The 19,240-nt window shown below is 41.9% G+C and carries 19 protein-coding genes and 1 riboswitch; of the genes, 9 read left to right on the forward strand and 10 right to left on the reverse strand.

Going from position 1 to position 19,240, the window contains the following annotated elements; genetic code table 11:
• The first annotated feature begins 248 nt into the window (after positions 1 to 248).
• On the forward strand, positions 249 to 1,583 hold the full coding sequence (locus tag FTU83_RS12510) for a Na+/H+ antiporter NhaC family protein (protein ID WP_180106757.1): 1,335 nt from the start codon (positions 249 to 251) through the stop codon (positions 1,581 to 1,583).
• A gap of 80 nt (positions 1,584 to 1,663) precedes the next feature.
• Here FTU83_RS12510 and FTU83_RS12515 read toward each other — a convergent pair whose 3' ends face one another.
• The gene (locus FTU83_RS12515; RefSeq protein ID WP_180009064.1) at positions 1,664 to 2,692 is read right to left on the reverse strand and encodes an AraC family transcriptional regulator; all 1,029 of its coding nucleotides are present in this window, start codon (positions 2,690 to 2,692) and stop codon (positions 1,664 to 1,666) included.
• Positions 2,693 to 2,837: 145 nt separating this feature from the next.
• On the opposite strand from FTU83_RS12515, the gene FTU83_RS12520 reads away from it, so the two are divergent.
• On the forward strand, positions 2,838 to 3,713 hold the full coding sequence (locus tag FTU83_RS12520) for a metal-dependent hydrolase (protein WP_078191325.1): 876 nt from the start codon (positions 2,838 to 2,840) through the stop codon (positions 3,711 to 3,713).
• Positions 3,714 to 3,765: 52 nt separating this feature from the next.
• Here the strand turns inward: FTU83_RS12520 and FTU83_RS12525 are convergent, their stop codons facing one another.
• From FTU83_RS12525 to FTU83_RS12550, 6 genes are all read right to left on the reverse strand, one after another.
• Positions 3,766 to 4,758: a DUF2804 domain-containing protein gene (locus tag FTU83_RS12525; protein WP_180106759.1), complete on the reverse strand. Its 993-nt coding sequence runs from the start codon at positions 4,756 to 4,758 to the stop codon at positions 3,766 to 3,768.
• 145 nt (positions 4,759 to 4,903) lie between these two features.
• Positions 4,904 to 5,422: a DUF1543 domain-containing protein gene (locus FTU83_RS12530; protein ID WP_078194137.1), complete on the reverse strand. Its 519-nt coding sequence runs from the start codon at positions 5,420 to 5,422 to the stop codon at positions 4,904 to 4,906.
• Between the two features lie 23 nt (positions 5,423 to 5,445).
• Entirely contained in the window at positions 5,446 to 6,171 is a 726-nt protein-coding gene (locus FTU83_RS12535) for a CPBP family intramembrane glutamic endopeptidase (RefSeq protein ID WP_180005418.1), read from the reverse strand.
• 206 nt (positions 6,172 to 6,377) lie between these two features.
• On the reverse strand, positions 6,378 to 7,604 hold the full coding sequence (trpB, locus tag FTU83_RS12540) for a tryptophan synthase subunit beta (protein WP_117007224.1): 1,227 nt from the start codon (positions 7,602 to 7,604) through the stop codon (positions 6,378 to 6,380).
• On the reverse strand, positions 7,588 to 8,229 hold the full coding sequence (locus FTU83_RS12545; RefSeq protein WP_180005546.1) for a phosphoribosylanthranilate isomerase: 642 nt from the start codon (positions 8,227 to 8,229) through the stop codon (positions 7,588 to 7,590). The genes trpB and FTU83_RS12545 overlap by 17 nt, the downstream gene beginning before the upstream one ends.
• Positions 8,230 to 8,389: 160 nt before the next feature.
• On the reverse strand, positions 8,390 to 10,210 hold the full coding sequence (locus FTU83_RS12550) for a TonB-dependent receptor domain-containing protein (RefSeq protein WP_180005545.1): 1,821 nt from the start codon (positions 10,208 to 10,210) through the stop codon (positions 8,390 to 8,392).
• A 127-nt stretch (positions 10,211 to 10,337) separates the two neighbouring features.
• Positions 10,338 to 10,495, reverse strand: a riboswitch (cobalamin riboswitch).
• A 236-nt stretch (positions 10,496 to 10,731) separates the two neighbouring features.
• Between FTU83_RS12550 and FTU83_RS12555 the strand changes: the two genes are divergently transcribed.
• From FTU83_RS12555 to FTU83_RS12565, 3 genes are all read left to right on the forward strand, one after another.
• Complete coding sequence (locus FTU83_RS12555) at positions 10,732 to 12,579, forward strand: TonB-dependent receptor plug domain-containing protein (protein ID WP_373683939.1); 1,848 nt, start codon at positions 10,732 to 10,734, stop codon at positions 12,577 to 12,579.
• Positions 12,580 to 12,625: 46 nt separating this feature from the next.
• Positions 12,626 to 13,210, forward strand: a complete 585-nt coding sequence (locus FTU83_RS12560) for a cob(I)yrinic acid a,c-diamide adenosyltransferase (protein WP_111885379.1) — start codon at positions 12,626 to 12,628, stop codon at positions 13,208 to 13,210.
• Between the two features lie 185 nt (positions 13,211 to 13,395).
• Positions 13,396 to 14,109, forward strand: coding sequence for a glycerophosphodiester phosphodiesterase (locus FTU83_RS12565; RefSeq protein WP_180005543.1), 714 nt, complete (start codon positions 13,396 to 13,398; stop codon positions 14,107 to 14,109).
• 66 nt (positions 14,110 to 14,175) lie between these two features.
• Here the strand turns inward: FTU83_RS12565 and FTU83_RS12570 are convergent, their stop codons facing one another.
• Entirely contained in the window at positions 14,176 to 14,709 is a 534-nt protein-coding gene (locus FTU83_RS12570; protein WP_180005542.1) for an META domain-containing protein, read from the reverse strand.
• A gap of 189 nt (positions 14,710 to 14,898) precedes the next feature.
• Here FTU83_RS12570 and FTU83_RS12575 point away from each other — a divergent pair, with 189 nt between their 5' ends.
• From FTU83_RS12575 to FTU83_RS12590, 4 genes are all read left to right on the forward strand, one after another.
• Entirely contained in the window at positions 14,899 to 16,059 is a 1,161-nt protein-coding gene (locus FTU83_RS12575; protein ID WP_180005541.1) for an acyl-CoA desaturase, read from the forward strand.
• Between the two features lie 122 nt (positions 16,060 to 16,181).
• A complete protein-coding gene (locus FTU83_RS12580) occupies positions 16,182 to 17,627 on the forward strand; it encodes a YdiU family protein (protein ID WP_180005540.1) in 1,446 nt (481 codons plus the stop codon).
• A 111-nt stretch (positions 17,628 to 17,738) separates the two neighbouring features.
• Positions 17,739 to 18,344, forward strand: coding sequence for a murein L,D-transpeptidase family protein (locus tag FTU83_RS12585; RefSeq protein WP_180005539.1), 606 nt, complete (start codon positions 17,739 to 17,741; stop codon positions 18,342 to 18,344).
• Between the two features lie 36 nt (positions 18,345 to 18,380).
• The gene (locus FTU83_RS12590) at positions 18,381 to 18,752 is read left to right on the forward strand and encodes an MmcQ/YjbR family DNA-binding protein (protein ID WP_218945821.1); all 372 of its coding nucleotides are present in this window, start codon (positions 18,381 to 18,383) and stop codon (positions 18,750 to 18,752) included.
• A gap of 78 nt (positions 18,753 to 18,830) precedes the next feature.
• On the opposite strand, the gene FTU83_RS12595 is transcribed toward FTU83_RS12590, so the two are convergent.
• Both FTU83_RS12595 and FTU83_RS12600 read right to left on the reverse strand, forming a co-directional pair.
• Entirely contained in the window at positions 18,831 to 19,091 is a 261-nt protein-coding gene (locus tag FTU83_RS12595; RefSeq protein WP_257222617.1) for a hypothetical protein, read from the reverse strand.
• 3 nt (positions 19,092 to 19,094) lie between these two features.
• Positions 19,095 to 19,240: transposase (locus FTU83_RS12600; RefSeq protein WP_368856488.1), on the reverse strand; the 146-nt coding region annotated here is incomplete at its 5' end.

A 19,240-nucleotide genomic window follows, 5' to 3' on the forward strand; every position in this document is an offset into this window, starting at 1 on the left:
GGCATTTCTCATGCAAACATAATTTTCCAGAACAACCCGAAAGCATCATTTACCGATATTTCAGTTTTTTTCACAATGATCAAAGATGCCTAATTTTAGGATCTGGCAAAATTATAAGGTTTTAGATTAACTTAATTTTATCATCAAAAAAATGTTAAAAATAACAGGCTTAGCATTTACATTTTAATTTTCCTTAAATTGCAAAACCTGCTTTATACTAGCCGCATACTTTTATTTTTTTATCTCCTATGTCCTCCGATTCACAAGTGAAGGTGCCTGCTCGGGCATTTGCACTGCTTCCGCTTATTGTTTTTCTGACCATTTTTTTGGGCAGTGGTATTTACCATTCCATCATTGGAACTGAGTTTGCGTTCTATCAAGTGAAAGCGCCAGTCGCAGCTCTTCCTGCGATTGTATTGGCAATTTTGCTCTATCGCGGCAAGATTAATGACGCGATTGATACCTTTATGAAAGGTGCCAGCCACCCGAATTTGATCTTAATGTTTATGGTCTTTATGCTCGCTGGTGCTTTTGCCAGTGTCAGCAGTGCCATCGGTAGTGTTGATGCAACAGTGCAGTTAGGACTATCGGTGATTGCGCCTGAGTTCGTGCTGCCCATGCTGTTTATTATTGCGGCCTTTATTGCCACAGCGATGGGAACCTCCATGGGCACCATTGCAGCTTGTGCGCCAATTGCCTTTGGTTTTACTCAAGTCACCGAAATTGAAGTGGTGTATGCCATTGGTGCTGTGGTCGGTGGTGCCATGTTTGGTGATAATCTGTCGATGATTTCAGATACCACCATTGCTGCAACGAACAGTCAAAAAGTTCAACTTCGCGATAAATTTAAGGTCAATGTTTGGATTGCTGTTCCTGCATCGATCGTCAGCATTTGTATTTATTTATTCATGAGTCAAGGCTCACAAGCGATTGAACACAAGGCCTATAATACTTGGCTGATCTTGCCGTATTTAGCGGTATTTATTTTGGCCTTTTCACGTTTGCACGTGCTTGCTGTACTGACCATTGGTGTCTTGTTATCTGGCTTGATTGGTTTGGTGATTCAACCTGAATTTAACTTCTTAAGCTTAAATAATTCTATTTATGACGGCTTTACCGGCATGTTTGAAGTTGCCCTGCTTTCTATTTTCTTGGGTGGTATTTCTGCCATTATGCAAAAAGAAGGCGGTTTAGAATGGCTGATTCAACGTATTTACAGCATGACACGCTGCTTTAAAGTTGGTGCTGAACGCGCAGGTGAGATTGGTATCAGTTTCTTGGTGATTTTCTCCAACCTATTTGTGGCAAACAACACTGTCGCAATTATTTTATCTGGTGACATGGCACGTGAAGTCGCCAAAGAATATGGTGTAGACCCTAAACGTGCTGCTGCGCTCTTGGATATTTTCTCTTGCGTAGCCCAAGGTCTCATTCCTTATGGCGCACAGCTGTTACTGGCTTGTTCGATCGCAAAACTTTCGCCTGTGGAACTGATTGGTAGTGTGTATTACTGTTGGGTCTTAGCGATCTTTGCCATCCTTGCCATTTTACTGCGTTATCCAAAATTAAAAGCCGCGGCATAACGTTGGCTAAAAAAGCGGTCGTTTGACCGCTTTTTTTAATGTTGTTTGAAAGGCTTTTCTTGACGAGCAATCTGTACGTTTTATTCTAATTTCAAAGCCTTTTTTCGCGCTAATAATGTCTCTCCGCTATATGCCTTAAAAGCACGTGCCAAAGCCGACTGATCTGAATAACCTAGCTGTAAAGCGATATCCGTCAAATGGGTTTGTTGTGAAAGTAGATATTCACAGCGTTTCATCCGTTCCAGCTCCAAAAGCCGCTTAAATGAGGTGTCTTTCTCCTTTAACTGTCGTTGCAGGGTTCTGACTGACAGATGTAACTCCTCTGCTAACCATTCTATTTTAGGGGCTTGCTGCTGTAATTTGAGATAATCTGCTATGCATTGTTGCATCTGTTGAATTGGATCTGAATGTTGCGAACGAGCAGCTATCGCCTCTTCGGCTTGACGTAATAACAATTGCATCAGCGATGGATCTGCAAGTTCTGACTTTAAATCCAAACTATCGGCATGAATCACAAATGAATATTTAAGGGTCGAAAATTCCATTTGGCAACCATAAAACTTTTCATAGTGATAACGTGCCATCCGCGGCACATGTGCAAAATGAATGCGGAGTAACTTTAAAGAATCTGGAAAAATTTGCTTGGCCAAATGTGCCATACAGGCCATGGTCAATTCATTCACCAACGCATATTCATCATCATGCTGTGGCCAAGACAGTATAATTTGATGATCTTGATGGCTCATATTCATCGGCACAATTTGCGCGCCATCAATCACCAAACGACTAAACCGCATCACATATTGCAAAGCATCTGCTACGCTATTACTCAGTGTCGCCATATAGCCTAACACCCCAAAATGCTCCGCACGAATATACTTGGCCATTTCAAAAACCAATTGCGGGCAATCCAGATGCTGCTGAGTCAGTTGCATGATGCTGTTAAAAAAAGAATTCGGCGATTGAGAGTCGATCGGCAAAGACAGCACATGCTGAATTTGCGCAGCATACGGCGCAATCCATTCAAGCTGTGTATAGTTTAATTCACGCTCAATTAAGACCATATTCCATAGTTGGAAGTAACCATTTGGGATCTGAATTTCAGCCATCTCGCCCCTCTTTCTGACCTGCCAATTCTGACATTTTATATTTTCATCATGGCGTAAAATGTATAAAAATTGGCAATATCTGTCAAAACAAAGTGCAATTTCTCCGACATACTGCAATCAACACGACTCGCACAGAAAAAATATCATGAATGCTATCGTCAAATATCAAGTCGAACCCATTGTTCGCACAAAGCTAAATTTTAAGTTAGAAGAAATCCCGCGCTATTGGTTTGGCGGAGACCCCTTTTTAACACGTATGTTTGATGCCTTGAGCCTGACCTTTCCTGATGGCGAGCGCTATTTTATTGAATCTGTACGTCTGTTCCGCAGTCAAATTCAAGACCCTGATTTACAACAACGTGTCGCTGACTTTATTCGTCAAGAAGCGCAGCACGGTATGGCGCATGACAAAATGAATATGTTGATGAAACAACAAGGCATGCCTGTCGATGCGTTCATTAAACGTCTAAATAAAATTTTTAAATTTGAACTGAGCAAACGCTCACCTGAATACAACATTGCCATGACGGCTTCTGCCGAGCATTTGACTGCATTGATGGCTGAAACCTTTTGTAGCCAAAAGTCCGTCTTAGAATCTGCGCATCCTTATGTCCGTGCATTATTTATTTGGCATGCGATAGAAGAAATGGAACATCGCGATGTGGCTTTTGATGTGATGAAAGATGTGGCTAAGGTCGATGAAAATCTAAAGAAATTTACTTTGGTCTGGACCAGTGGATTGATGCTTGGCTTTACCTTATACCGTGCTAATGTGATGCTGAAACATGACGGGTTCAGCTTCACTGAACGTTTAAAATTAAATATGAAAGGCTTACCGTGGTTCTTTGGTAAAAATGGCACCCTCACCCGTATGAGCAAGCCATATCGAGATTGGTTTAAAAAAGACTTCCATCCGAGTCAGCATCCCATTGTGCAAAATTATGATCTTTGGTTAAAAACTTATGAAGAAACCAATGATCCAATTCAAGCTGCGGAAGTGTTTTGGCAAGCGGCAAAATAAAAACTGAATAAAAAAAGCCGCATCGATTGCGGCTTTTTTTATAGGCTCAGACTCACCATTTGGCATAGTGCTGCTCAAGTAAACCATATTCATTTAAGAATACAATTTCTTCGCCATCACGTTGAATTGTACCGCTAATTTTTGCCTGCCATTGACTGAACTGACTACCGACCAATCTTAAATTCAGGTTTTCATAGCGCCGCCAACCTGTGGTGACGATCAAATTTAAGCTGTTGTCTAATGAACTAATTTTCCATTGATTATCGCCTTGTTGCTGAAACAGCACATCAGACATGGCATATAGATGTCCATTGACCCACAGACAATTTTCATTACCAAAGCTTTCATTTACCCCAGAGGCAAGATTGATCCCAACGCGTCGATTTTGACTATCCCAAAAGTTACACGACAGCCAAAACCATGCGGTTTCAGGACGAAGAAAACCACAGGTATCATCTAAAGACACCAATGTCCGGTCATGGAATTGAATGCTCTTGCCTTGCTTATTGATAAAGAAACCTTCACAGCCTAACGTCGTCAATTTTTGAGTATAGGTCCAACCATTAATCCCTGTAGGGCTACACATACTCAGCGGATCAGTCCCCGCACAAAACACTCGAGCACTCAGTTTGAGTTCGCCATGTTTTGACATTTGAATGTAGCGCACACCATTGGCATGCTGAATGTCCAGTTGAATCCCTGACTTAATAAAATGACTCTGATTAAATAAAGGTTGTTCATCTAAAACGGTATTGCGTGACAGGAAATTAATCGAATTCCATTCCAACACTTCATTCGTAATATGGTCATACACATAAACAAAACCGTGCCCCGCCCACGCGATATCGGCAATCGCTAGACCAATCGTATAATGATCATGCTGAATACAACAAAATTTAAATTTTTTATATTTTAAACGCTTACGCCAACCTTCAAGTCGTTTTCCATACGGTGTCTTATATTCATACTTACTTAAATCGATGCGATTGGGAAGTTCACTAAAACGTCCATAATGCGGCTGTCCATTCGGCCGTATTAAATCCATATACGCCATTCCATTGAGGTTTAAGGTCTAAATCCTGAATGTTATTATGCCTATTATTTAACGCCTGAAAAGACAATCCATCTGATTTCAGGCGAATATCACAAAAAAATATAAAAGCTGACATTTCAGCTCTTAATCATCACAATTATTCATTTATTAAGATGTAATCATTTTTCCATGAATTTTGCTGGCTATGCGGCGTTTCAACCAATTCGATATAGCGCCCATAGACATGATCAATCGCAATACAATCATCAACATCTAGGGTTCGGTCGGTATGTTGTTTTTGCCAATGTGACTCAAAAAAAGCCTTGCCCCGTTGTTTTGCAACGCTGGCATTTTGTCCCGTCACCAAAACATAACGATGTAATTCACCAAATTCGCGGGCATCATATCCCCCGAGATTAATCAGCCATAATTTTTCATCTTCAGCTCGGGGCGCGGCATCACAAAATTGGATACGATAATGCCGATTTTCAGTGCTGACTGTATGTACCTGTGCCCAAGCATCAATATGTAAGCCTTTTTGCTCACCAAACCATGCCGTTCTCAGTTGTGGATAAACCTCTTCTAATGCGTTACCCACTGCAAGAATGACATCATGCACTTCGATATTTGCTCTTGGATGGCGTCCGCCGAGCATCACCATAAATAAACTAGACACAATCTTCCCCCCTATTTTTGACTTCAACTGCCCACATAGGGCTGAAGCAATTTCAATAAAATCACGCCGCCTAACGATAGTACCGCGTTGTTAACGAAATGAATGAGTAAGACATGCCAAATGTTACGCGTCCACAAATAGATGAGGTTGAGAAATAGACCTGCAACCATAAAACTGATGGTCGCAATCAAATCGCCATCGAAATTATGATAATGAATCAAGCCAAATAAAATTGAGTTCAGTAATACCAATATCAATCGCCACAGCCAAGGCTGTATAAATAGCTTTTGTAGCAAGGTATAGCGGAAAATAATATCTTCGAGCAATGCGGTAAATAATGGCCCAAGGCTGATGATCAGCATGCTAAAAAACGCAATCGTATTGGGATCAATGGTCGATTCTTTTTCAATGTTCTCACCAACGGGCAACAGACTGCGTGTAAAAGAAATCACTACTTGTAAGACGACTGCACCAACAACCACCAACAGACTTGAGCGCCAAAAGGCCTGCTTATACTTTTGCCAGTGCGTATATAGCATCGTTTTATAGAGCCAACACACGGCAATAAATAAAATACCGCGAAAGATCGAATCACCCAAAGCGACCTGAGCTGAAACACCAAAAAATTGGTCTAAGACATAACTGTTGAGCAAGATCAGCGGAAGAATACACAGCGCAAAAGTATCACGCGATTGCCAAGAAATATGGGTTGGAAAGGATTCTGCACGAACCAATTGGGTAAATGTCATTGTTATAAAGTCTTTCTAAAGCAATAAAATTTCCACAGTATTGTGATTTATTTCACACTTTTATTCTGCATCTATTTTATAGTGATTTGCCTCAATAAAATTTTCAGCAAGAAAAAATCGCGCGGAATTACTTCTGCGCGATTTGATATTTCAGAATATATAACCTCTCCCAAACCCTCTCCTTAAAGGAGAGGGCTTAAAGGAATTTACATCTCAACCATTTCCACACCATCAATGCGGGCAACGGTCATTAAGTCTTTATCGCCACGGCCTGATACAGTCGCAATGATGATTTGGTCTTTGTCCATCGTCGGTGCAAGTTTCGTGACATAAGCCATCGCATGTGAACTTTCTAACGCAGGGATAATACCTTCAATATGTGTTAAGTCGCGGAAGCCTTGTAGCGCTTCAGTGTCATTGATTGGCACATAGTTCACACGGTGCATATCTTTCAAGAAACTGTGTTCTGGGCCTACACCTGGGTAGTCCAAACCGGCAGAAATTGAATGTGTTTCAATGATCTGACCTTGATCATCCGACATCAAGTAAGTACGGTTGCCGTGAAGTACACCGACATGACCTGCGTTGAGTGGTGCAGAGTGCTTGCCTGTTTCAATGCCATAGCCTGCAGCTTCGACACCGTACATTTTCACGTCTTCATCATTTAAGAATGGATAGAACAAGCCCATCGCATTTGAGCCGCCGCCCACACATGCAACTAAAGCATCTGGTAAACGGCCTGCTTGTTCCTGAATTTGTTTACGCGCTTCACGACCAATGATTGATTGGAAATCACGAACCAATTGTGGATATGGGTGTGGACCTGCAACTGTACCAATCACGTAATAAGTTGAATCAACATTGGTGACCCAATCACGCATCGCTTCGTTCATGGCATCTTTCAATGTTTTTGAACCGCTTTCCACAGGTACAACCGTTGCGCCAAGTAAACGCATACGGTATACGTTCATGGCTTGACGTTTAACATCTTCTGCGCCCATGAACACCACGCATTCAAGGCCTAAACGCGCTGCAATCGTTGCAGTTGCTACACCGTGCTGACCTGCGCCTGTTTCGGCAATAATACGTTTTTTACCTGAAAGCTTAGCCAGTAAAGCCTGACCAATGGTGTTATTCACTTTATGTGAACCTGTATGGTTCAGGTCTTCACGTTTTAAGTAAATTTGCGCACCACCCAACTCTTTCGACCATCGCTCAGCATAATACAAAGGACTTGGACGACCGACGTAATACGCCAAGTCACGGTCGAATTCTGCCAAAAACTGTGCATCATCTTTCATGCGGAAATAGAGTTTTTCTAAGTCCTCAAGTGCTGCCATAAGAGTTTCTGACACAAAACGCCCGCCATGAATACCAAAATGCCCTTGTGCGTCTGGGAATTGGGTATAGTCGATTTTATTTTGCTGATCCACGAAGGACTCCTTGCATAAAGCGTTCTATGAGTTGTTGGTCTTTAATACCTTTACTTGATTCTACACCACCGCTCACATCTACGGCATAAGCGCCTGTGGTTTGAATCGCATCTTCAATATTGTCAGGCTTTAAACCGCCCGCCAAAATTAAAGGAATATCGAGTTTTGGGAACTGTGCCCAGTCAAAGCTATGCCCTGTACCGCCTTTCAGCTCAGGATGCCATGCATCGAGCAGTACGGCGCTTGCCCCTGCCTGCTGAAAAGATTGAATCTCGCTAATCACGTCCAAATCTGGCTTCACCTGAATGGCTTTATACCAGCGGCGCCCAACAGTCTGTGCAATCGTTTTGCACTGTTCAGGGTTTTCATCACCATGAAATTGCAGTATGTCTACAGGTGAAATTTTTAAAATATCCTGTATCTCTGTAGCTGATGCATTCACGAATAAACCCACGGTCTGCACATAGGGCGACACATGCTGAATCAGCTCAGCAGCCTGCGCTGCCGTTACACTGCGCGGGCTTGGCGCAAAGAATACAAATCCGATCGCATCTGCGCCAGCTTGGACGACAGATTGGATATCTTGAGTACGTGTAATTCCGCAGATTTTGGCACGGGTTCGCATATTATTGTGGCTCTAACTCCGCCCTATTCATAGCCTATCTATGAATATGAAGGCGAATCATTGTAATGCAATTTTTAGACCTTGCGTGGATTTTCAGCATGATTACTGCGCAAAAATAAAAAGCCCTGAATGATCAGGGCTTTTTAAATAATTGAATCAATTATTTCATTGCATAACGTAAGGTTAGCCAAGCAGTCCGGCCGTCTTGACGGTAGTAATAGTCATCAAATGAGTCATACACGGTGTAATATTCTTTATCAAACATATTGGCAAGTTTGGCTTGTACAGAAAATTCAGGGGTCGCTTGATAGGTTAAACGTACATCTGCTGTCGCAAAACTGCCAAAGCTTGTTGTATTAGCGGCATCCTTATAACGCTGGTCTTCTGCGTGTACAGAGCCACCTAGCGTCCATTTATCCATCGTATAATCTGCAGATACATTCAATAATTGACCTGCACGACCCGCAATTTGATTGCCTTTGGTCGCCCCCGAATTATATTCAGGCTCTTGATAAGTATAGTTTAAGTTCAACGTGAAGTTATCCAGTGACTGTCCGAACTCAGCTTCCACACCCTTAATTTTTGCTTTTGCAATATTGGTTCCGCCTGAAATCATATTATCAATTTCATTATGGAAGGCAGAAACAGACCAGTTCAGCCATTGCGACCCTTTGAATCCAATTTCAATATTTTCAGACTCTTCAGGGACTAGGTTTGGATTTGACCAACCCGGATAATACAAGTCATTAAATGTCGGCGAACGGAAAGCGGTGCCGTATGAAACATAAGTGCTGTAGTTGTCATTAAACGAGTAACCAACAGCGGCATTGCCTGTAGTGTGATCACCAAACTGCTCATTATCATCTAGGCGAATGGCTGCTTGCAGGTTCACTCGACCAAAATCACCAAGATACTGCGCATAGTAACCGACATTATCACGCTCTTTTTCATCGTATTTGGTGGTGCTATCGACTTGATCATTTAAGTAATCCACACCTACCAATAGTGTGTTATTTGCATTAAAAGATAATGTGTTTAACCAGCTAATGCTGTCTTTTGTGGTATCAAATACACCTGTCGATTTATCTGCACTAAAGGTTTCGTATTTATCTTCTGACCGGCCAAATTTCAGCTGCGTTTTCCAAAGGTCTATAGGAGAATAGCTAAAGCCAACGCCATACACATTTTGCTCAACCTTGTTATAAGGATTTACGTTATATGGACTATCGTAATTTGTTTCACCGTTGACATACAATACGTTCAGGTCTGCTGAAAATTGATCATTAAACTGATGACCCGCTTTAATTGACGCAGAATAGTTATCATAGCCATCTTTATCTGTTTCAGTCGGCAAAGTTGTTACATCCATGCCTTGTGTTTTCAAGCCTGCCAAACTTAGCGTCGCCCAAGAATTATCCTGACGAATATTCACACCGACATTGGCATCATAGGTTTCATGTGAACCATACTTAAGTGAAGCAAATGGTTTTACGCCATTTTGCGTCCCTTTACGGGTAAAGATTTGAATCACACCGCCTACAGCTTCAGAACCATATAAACTTGAACGCGGGCCTTTTACAACTTCTACACGTTCAATTTGATCAATCGGTAAATGCTCAAAAGAAGTTTGGCCTGAAGTTGCCGAACCCAGTTTTTGACCATCCACCAATACCAATACCGCAGTAGAGCCTGTACCACGAATTGAAATACTGGTTGGCTGACCTAAACCACCAGAGTTGGTATACGTTACGCCTGGCACAGTGCGTAGTAATTCTTGCAAAGAAGTAAACTGCTTACGTTCAATTTCTTCACGGTTGATTACGGTGACTGCCGCCAAGGTTTTTTGCGAGTCTTGCTCAACAATGCTAGCAACCGTATTGGTAATGACTGGAAGTTGATGAACTTGGTCTGCTGCCATCGCAGCAGAAAGTGGAGATAAAACAAAAAGTGACCCGAGTAGAGTCTTAGAGAAAGAATGCATGCTGTATTCCCCGATCGCACCGCCCGTGCGAAATAAAAGTGGTTAACGCGTGGCGGTTTTTGGGTAAGCGATGGCTTGCCATTTTTCAGACAGAAGCATGCAATCCCGCTATAACGCCCGCCGCATTATGAATAGGTCTGCATCAGGCCGGTCTCCGGACTTACGTTATTGAATAACGATTCACCGTTGCGGGGGCAGTGTCAGATAACAACAGCTCTATACTGCTGGACTGACTTCCCAGTTTCACTTTTCAATTAAGAAAGCACCTGAAGCGCAGGCAGATTAATTTCTGCTCCACAGCAAGTCAAGCTGTATATGCAGCTATCTTAAAATGCCCGACAGATTCGATTGTTCGATAAATCGGAGTTCTCTATACTTAAGCCATTCACAACAGTTGGCATGGGAAGTCTCTACAACACTGCCCCCGCAACGGTGCGCAAGCGAAACCTTGCCAGTCCGATACCTGCTCACTGTGTTCTATCACTCAATCATTTACGTGGGGTAAATGCATGGAGCTTTGTATGCCTTTTCCTTTTCAGCCGACTGCGCTTGCAGCTGGCATATCTGCGCTTTGTATTTTTAACTCCCAACTGTCTATTGCAGCAGATTCCATTGCACAACCTAGAATGGATACCATTGTCGTCACAGCAACACGTTCTGCAGAAAAATTAGAAAATGTACCTGCACGTATCGCCATTATTGAACCTGCAACCGTTGCACAATCCCCTATTTCCCAAATGAGTGATTTGCTGCGTAACGATGCGTCTATCAATATGGTGCAAAACGGCGGTTTAGGACAAGTGGCTTCGATTTTTGTACGTGGTACAGAATCCGACCATACCTTAGTACTGCGCGATGGTGTGCGTTTGAACTCGGCAACATCAGGCATGGCGCCATTACCGTTTTTAGATACTACCGATATTCAGCAAATTGAAGTTTTAAAAGGCCCTGCTTCTGTATTGTATGGCTCAGATGCGATTGGCGGTGTGGTACAAATTATTTCCAAGACACCAACGAAAAATACTGCCTTTGCCAGTACAGAAGTAGGTGAACACAAAACCTATAAAAGTATTATTGGCGCAGATGCCACAAAAAATGGTTATTACGCACAGATTCGAGGACAACGCTTAGAATCCGATGCCACCAAAGTGTTTGACCTAGATGAACTGAGTACAGCAAGCTATGACCAAAAAGGCTGGAGCGCAAAAGTTGGATCAAAACAAGAAAATCATGCTTACTCATTGGACTATAGCTATAACGATGGTCGCAGCTTTTATGTCAGTTGTAGCAATGAAGATAAGGACTATAACTGCCTAAACTACAGCAATGTCGCGCAAGACTTTAGCAATGAAATGATCAACCTACGTGGTGAAGTGCGTCAGTTACCGGCTTTAGAACTGCACGCCCGCCTTTCTCAATTCAAAGATGAGCTAGATCAGGTCACAACCGCCGACTTCACCCACAATAAAACCCAAGAAGCAGAAATCTATTCCAAAATTGCGCTGACGCCAAAACAAACGATTTTAAGTGGGATCACACACCGTAAAATCAGCGGTGACATCGTGTCATATGGCACGGCTTATCAAGATGATAACCGCAGCACGGGTTATTACTTACAGCATCAATATCATCAAGAGGGTCTTAATACACAACTCGGAATTCGCCTAGAAGACGATGCGAAGTATGGCAGCCATACCATTGGTCAAGCTGCAATTCGTCTGCAAGCACTGCCTCTTACCCGTGTATATGCCAATATTGGGACTGCGTTTAAATCGCCAACCTTAGATGAACGCTATAACAGCTGGTCAGGCAATCCAAACTTAAAGCCTGAAGAAAGTATTTCTTATGAAATTGGCGTCGACCAAAAGCTGAATCATGGGCTAAGTACCGGCCTGTCTGTGTACCACACCAAAGTCAACCATCTGATTGTGAATGGCCCTAATTACACTTTAGAAAATCTAAATACAGCGGTTTATCAAGGTGTGGAAACCTATCTGCAATGGCAAAATGGGGGATGGTCAAGCAAACTCAGCTATCATTATGTGAAAGCTCAAGATAATGAGAAAAAACAAGATTTACAGCGCCGACCACGTCAGAACTTAAGCTTGACTACTGGCTGGAGCAATGACATTTATGGCATGAACGCAACCTTAAATGCCAAGTCAGATACCGTGGACTATCAAGCACGCAATCCCGGTTATGCCACTATTGATATGAGTGCATTTTGGAATATCAATCCCAACCTCAAAGTCTTTACCAATTTACAAAATATCGGTGATGTCGAATACAAAACCTCATCGTATGGTTCAGGTTTGTATTATATGAATGGCGGGCGTTTAGCCACTATCGGTGTTACTGTGAAATATTAATGCACATCACTTTATTCAACTTTTAATCAAAAAATGGACAATTAAAATGGGCCACCGCTTAAGTAAAATTTATACCCGCACAGGCGATTCAGGTACGACAGGTCTTGGCGACGGATCACGCGTAGCCAAAGATGATTTACGTATTGAAGCCTTAGGAGATGTCGATGAACTCAATTCAAGCATTGGTATTCTGCGTTCGCACATCGCACTTAGCAGTATTGAAGACAAAGCGGCTTGGGATAAATCGCTCAGCCTGATTCAGCATTGGTTATTCGACCTTGGCGGTGAAGTCTGCATTCCAAACTTCAACTTGGTACAACCTGTGTCAATTGAGTTTTTGGAAAATGACATTGACCGTATGAATGAAGCGCTGCCAATGCTCAAAGACTTTATCCTGCCATCAGGAACATTGGTGTGCAGCTTTGCCCATCAAGCGCGTGCAGTTTGCCGCCGTGCAGAACGTCGTTTAATGGCTGTACATAACCGTGACCAGAACATTCAAGCACCGTCATTGCAGCTACTTAACCGACTCTCTGACTGGTTATTTGTCGCATCGCGTACATTACAACGCGCTGAAGGTGGTTCTGAGGTGCTGTGGCAGAAAAATATTAACGACACGATTGATCAATAAGTTTTGGATTCAAAAATTGCTCAAATCCTTTGACCAATTAAAAGTCTATTTTACATTGAAATAAATCGAAACATTTCGTCCGATCATTCTTGTATTTCAGGATGATCGGATCAAAATAACAGTGTCATCTCCCTGTCATTCTTACAGGACACTATGTTTTTATCTTTCAATTTTGCAGGCCCTTTATGCGCATAATCGGTCACCGTGGCGCTCGTGGTGAAGCACCTGAAAATACCCTAGGTGGTTTCCAATATATTCAAGATTTAGGCATACGCTCAGTTGAATTTGATGTGCGACAACTAAAAGATCGCGCCTTAATTGTGATGCATGACGATCAATTCATCCGTACCACCGGCCAAGATAAGTATCTTTATGAATGCGAAAGTTCTGAACTAGAACCGTATAACCATGCAGTGACATGGTCAGAATGGAATAAAGTTGAGCCGACGCCACTGCTCGAACAAACGCTCAAAATTATTCATAACTTCGATCATATTGAAGTCGAAGTGAAAGCAGTGAAGACACAGACTGAAGCTGAAGCGCTGACTGAAACCTTGGAACAACAGCTCCAAGGTTTCGAACATTCCGCGGTGATCACCAGTTTTGACCCTAAAATTCATCTTGCTTTGCAACAAAAAAAATCCGGCTTCAAACGCGGGCTTTTGGTTGAAACAGACGTAAAATTTAAAGCGATTGAACAAGCACTTGAATTAGGTTGTATCCAAATCGGTTGGATGAACCAACTCGCCAATTCAGACATTATTCAGGCCACGCAGCAGGCAAAATTAAATGTGAGCGTATGGACTGTCAACGACGTTGATCGTGCTAAACAGCTTAAAGATTGGGGCATTAACGGCTTAATTACCGACTATCCTAAATTAATGATGCAGCATTTTTAATGCTGCTTTATTCACCTAGATTTGTGTAATTCACTTCTCGATCAACACGTCGATATTTCAATCGGTCTATTTTCTTTCCAAAACCAATACAGTTTGTCCCCGACTGTTTTGCATCGTCATGTGTTTCCCTTTTATTTGGAATTGTGTTGCGGCTTGCAAGGCATCTGAAAGTTCAGCCTCTTGAGCCAAAGCCGAATCACAGCTGAAATAACCTGCTCGGGCATTCAGATCAATGCTGTGTTTTAAGGTATCAATCACATAAGTGCCACTGATAGTGTTACATCCCGTATTTCCCTGAATTTGTCGAAATTGCGAATTGAACTGAAGATAAGGTTGATGATGAAAGAACTTAGCTTTTTGTACAGCGATTTTCACAATCGTCCATGGAATATCTTGTATCCCATCATTTACGCGAATAAGTTTTAATGGCTGCTCAACGCTGTTGCCCAGTGATTTCCCTTGTGACTTTGTAGTCACCTTCTGCGTCGGAGAACTTTGACAAGCCATCAGTCCCAGACAACTGATCAGAAAGCTGCCCCAGATGCAGTATTTGATAAGTAATTTCAGATTATTTTGACAAATTTGCTGTTTTTTTGGCATCTTCTTACTCCACAAAAAGTCAAATAACTTCAGTCGTATTATGTTACTGTTTAGAACAATACAACTGTACAATAACAGTGGTGAAAACGGGTTTTCCCGTGCTACTATTCTGTACGTCTAAAATCCCTTAAAAAATTAATGGGATTAGTCCTATCTATACCTCCCAAGGTTTCAGGAGTGCTGTTGGAGATGAATGCTCCCCTACCCAAAGCCCCAATGAACTGGATTGCTATTTTTGCATTGGTGTTTTTACCTATTGTCGCAGTTATTGCAATTCCGTTATATGCCATTAATCATGATTTTAGTGCCGCTGCTTGGATCAGTATGTTTGTTTTACTGGGTGTCAGCAGTTTAGGTATTACCGCAGGTTATCACCGCTTATGGGCACACCGTGCTTATGAAGCAACCTTGCCTTTAAAAATCATTTTAATGCTCATGGGTACTTTTGCTGTTCAGAACAGTATTTTGTTCTGGGCTTCGGGTCACCGTACACATCACCGTCATGTAGACGATATTGACCAAGATCCATACTCGATTAATCGTGGTTTCTGGTATGCCCATATCGGGTGGATGCTTCGTGATTATCCAGCAGCAGCACCAAACTATAAAAATGCACCTGACTTATTAAAAGATAAAGTCGTGATGTTCCAAGACAAATATTACATTCCATTGGTGATTGCTGTTCATGCGGCGATTTTAGTGCCAATTGGTTGGGTTGTTGGCGACATGTGGGGCGTTCTATTATTGGGCGGTTTAATGCGTCTAATCTTGAGCCATCATGTGACGTTCTTTATTAACTCACTGTGCCACATGTGGGGTAAACGTCCGTATACTGACGAAAATACCGCGCGTGATAACTTCTGGCTCGCTATTGCTACTTGGGGTGAGGGTTATCATAACTATCACCATATTTTCCAATACGACTACCGTAATGGTGTGAAATGGTGGCAATACGATCCAACAAAATGGTTAATTTGGAGCTGCTCTAAATTAGGCCTTGCCAAAAATTTACGCCGTATTCCTAGCTTTAATATTAAAAAAGCTGAGTTGGCTATGAAGTTCAAGTATGCGGAACAAGACCTTGCGATCTATGGTCTCAACATGACCGATGATATTGCGACAGCTAAGCAACGTATTTCTCAAGAATATGATGCGTTTTCGCAAACTTTGAATGACTGGGCAAAATTAAAAGAGCAGGAAATTCAAGCGAAGAAAACTGCAGTTGCTGAAAAAATTCATCAAATGGATGACAAACTCAAACTTGAATTCCTACAAGTTGAACAGCGTTTGTCACAGCACCGTGAAACACTGAATCAATTGATGCGTAACTTGAAAAAGAAAACCGCTTAATTCTTTTAAGCCTTTCAAATGATAAAGCCTCCACATATGGAGGCTTTATTGATTTTAAGCTACAGTTTTTCTATCTGGTCTTTGCTATAGTTTCAACATAATTTGAATTTTTAAAGATCATTATGCTGTTCAATGCCCGCTATAACACCCTGCCACCTCGCCTGTATCACCATCAGCAGCCAGTTCCTCTAAAAGGTGCAAAAGCTGGGCATTTTAATGCCGCTCTTGCGGATGAGCTGCAATGGTCTGAGACAGATAAACAGGCTTGGGTTGAAATCTGCAGCGGTCAAAAAACCTTTGCAGAATTTGAACCTTTGGCCATGGTCTACGCAGGTCACCAGTTTGGACAATGGGCAGGCCAATTGGGAGATGGACGCGGCTTATTGATTGGGCAAATCATCGATAAACATGGGCAAACCATTGACCTGCACCTTAAAGGCGCCGGCTCGACCCCTTACTCACGCATGGGCGATGGTCGTGCAGTATTGCGCTCGACTATTCGTGAATATTTGGCAGGACATGCGCTCAACAGCGTAGGCGTTGCATCCAGTAATGCAGTGGGTTTTACCAGTTCTGAGCAAGGCGTACAGCGTGAAAAACTCGAACTTGGTGCAATGATGCTGCGTACATCTGACTGTCATATCCGTTTGGGGCACTTTGAATGGATCAATCAGTATCAGGGTGATTTACTGCCTGAATTCACGCAGAAATGTATTGAGTGGCACTACCCTGAATGCTTAGATGCCGAACAACCTATTTTAGCTTTTGCCACTCAAGTCATTCAGCGTACCGCAGTGATGATTGCCAAATGGCAGCTGATTGGTTTCGCACATGGCGTGATGAATACTGACAATCTGAATATTACTGGTTCAACGCTCGATTTTGGACCTTATGGATTTATGGAGCGCTTCCGCCCAAACTGGATCAACAACCATTCGGATTACCAAGGCCGCTATACCTATCAGCAGCAGCCGAGCATTGGGCATTGGAATTTATGGCAATGGCTGAATAATCTCATTCCGCTCTGCCCTACGGACTATGACAAAGAACAGTGGAAAGAAGATTTAGCTAAGTGCTTAGAGCATTTTGAACTGACCTTCTTGGAACATTATAAATTGGGCTTAGCTCAGAAAATGGGTTTGCCAAGTTTTCATAAAGACAGCTTTGACTGCGCCATGGCCTTTTTGCGTATTCTGCAAAGTGAACAGCTGGATTACACGCAAAGCTTTATTCGTCTGCAAAATCATGAATATGAAGCCATTAAAGATGACTGTTTAGACCGTCGCGCATTTGAAGGTTTCTTGGCCCAATATGAAAGCATCCGTGAGCATCAGGACACCGATGCTTTAGATGCGGAAATGGCACAGGCCAATCCGCAATATATCTTGCGTAACCATATGGCGCAAAAGGCGATTGAGCTAGCTGAACGCAATGATTTTTCAGAGGTAGAACGCTTATATACATTACTAAGCCAGCCTTATCTGAAACAGCCTGAACTGGAAACAACAGAAGATTTAGGCCCCTTGCCAAGTGATGTGCCTGAAGTGATGGTGAGCTGCTCATCTTAAACATTTATCCACAAATTCATGCATCACTCGACTCAAAATTGTGGATAATTTAGACATTATCCACAATACCGAAATGGATGGACTGTAATGCCGTCCATCCTCTAAAAAATAATGACAAGAAAACGTATCGCTATTTTTAGTTTCGCTACCCTCTTCTGTATTGTGGCGGCCTACCTTGCCTATCAAAAATTTGAAAAATATCTACCTACACCTGCCAATGTACTGGCCTTTCCACATAAATTAAGTGATTTGCAAATTCAAAAAATTCGCACAGAAACGCCGATCGACAGTATTCAAGTACATAAAGCTGAGCGTTATTTAGAGTTAAAACATCAGAATATGGTCATTCGGCGTTACCCGATGCGTCTGGGTTTTCAACCGCTTGGACATAAAGTTCAAGAAGGTGATGGCAAGACGCCAGAAGGAACTTATCATATAGATTGGCGCAATCCGCAAAGCGCATTTTATAAATCTTTGCATATCTCTTACCCCAATGCGGCCGATAAACAGAAGGCTAAAAATCTAGGGGTTTCTGCAGGTGGTGACATTATGATTCATGGTTCGGCGACCAGTTTACAAATGAAAGCTGCACCACAACTGATGACGTATTTCCCACAAAAAGATTGGACTTGGGGCTGTATTGCAGTGCGCAATATTGATATGGATGAAATTTGGCAACTGGTGAATAATGATACAGAGATTCATATTCATCCTTAATATTAAATACAGTCTTTATTTTTTGAGCGATTCTAGATGATTTCATTACACACTGTAGCTGAAAAGACAGCCTTAGACTTGCCTGAAACAACCTGTAGCCAGCCTTTTGGCGAAGGCTGTGATGTGTTTAAAGTGATGGATAAGGTGTTTATGCTGAGTTTTCATTTGGAAGGCAAAGCGGCCGTTAATTTAAAGGTGCTGCCGGACAATGGCGTGATGCTCAGAGATATTTATCCCTTTATTCGTGCTGGCTGGCATATGAATAAGCAGCATTGGATTTCTGTATTTGCAGATGAAGAATTGGAAGAAGAACTGCTGCAAGATTTGGTGCTAAATTCTTATGAATTGGTGGTGTCGAAGTTAAAGAAAGGACAACGGCAGAGGATTGAATTGCTGAGAAGTGTTTAGATAACACTTCCCTTACAATTAAGTTAATATTGAGAATTTCGTGTAATCGCCATTATGTTCAATAACTGGTTTCATAAATTAAAGATTTGGAAATCGAATCTTTGTTTCAGCATTTCTAATTTCATTACTAGTAAAAGAAATAGTTGTTCCTAATGAATAAGCATAGATTCCTTGGATAGAATCATTAGATGATTCATATGAAATATAAAATCCATTATCACCCCTACCTATCCATTCAAAATTATTTTTATATTTTTCAAAAAGATAATTAATTAATTCCTTTTTTATTTCTATATTATCTGTATCAATTTCATAAGCAATACAATAGATTTCTTTCATAAGTCATTTTTCACTCAGCTCCAAGTTATAAATTCCAGCAATTAGATTGAATCTCAATGCTAGTCTTTTGCCTCGATTGCGATATCGCTCAGCAAGAATTTTGAAGGTTTTCAAACTGCCAAATACATGCTCAATTCCAATTCTTCTTT

Origin of the sequence: Acinetobacter sp. YH12152 (genome assembly GCF_013418285.1) — a bacterium.
GTDB lineage: Bacteria > Pseudomonadota > Gammaproteobacteria > Pseudomonadales > Moraxellaceae > Acinetobacter > Acinetobacter amyesii.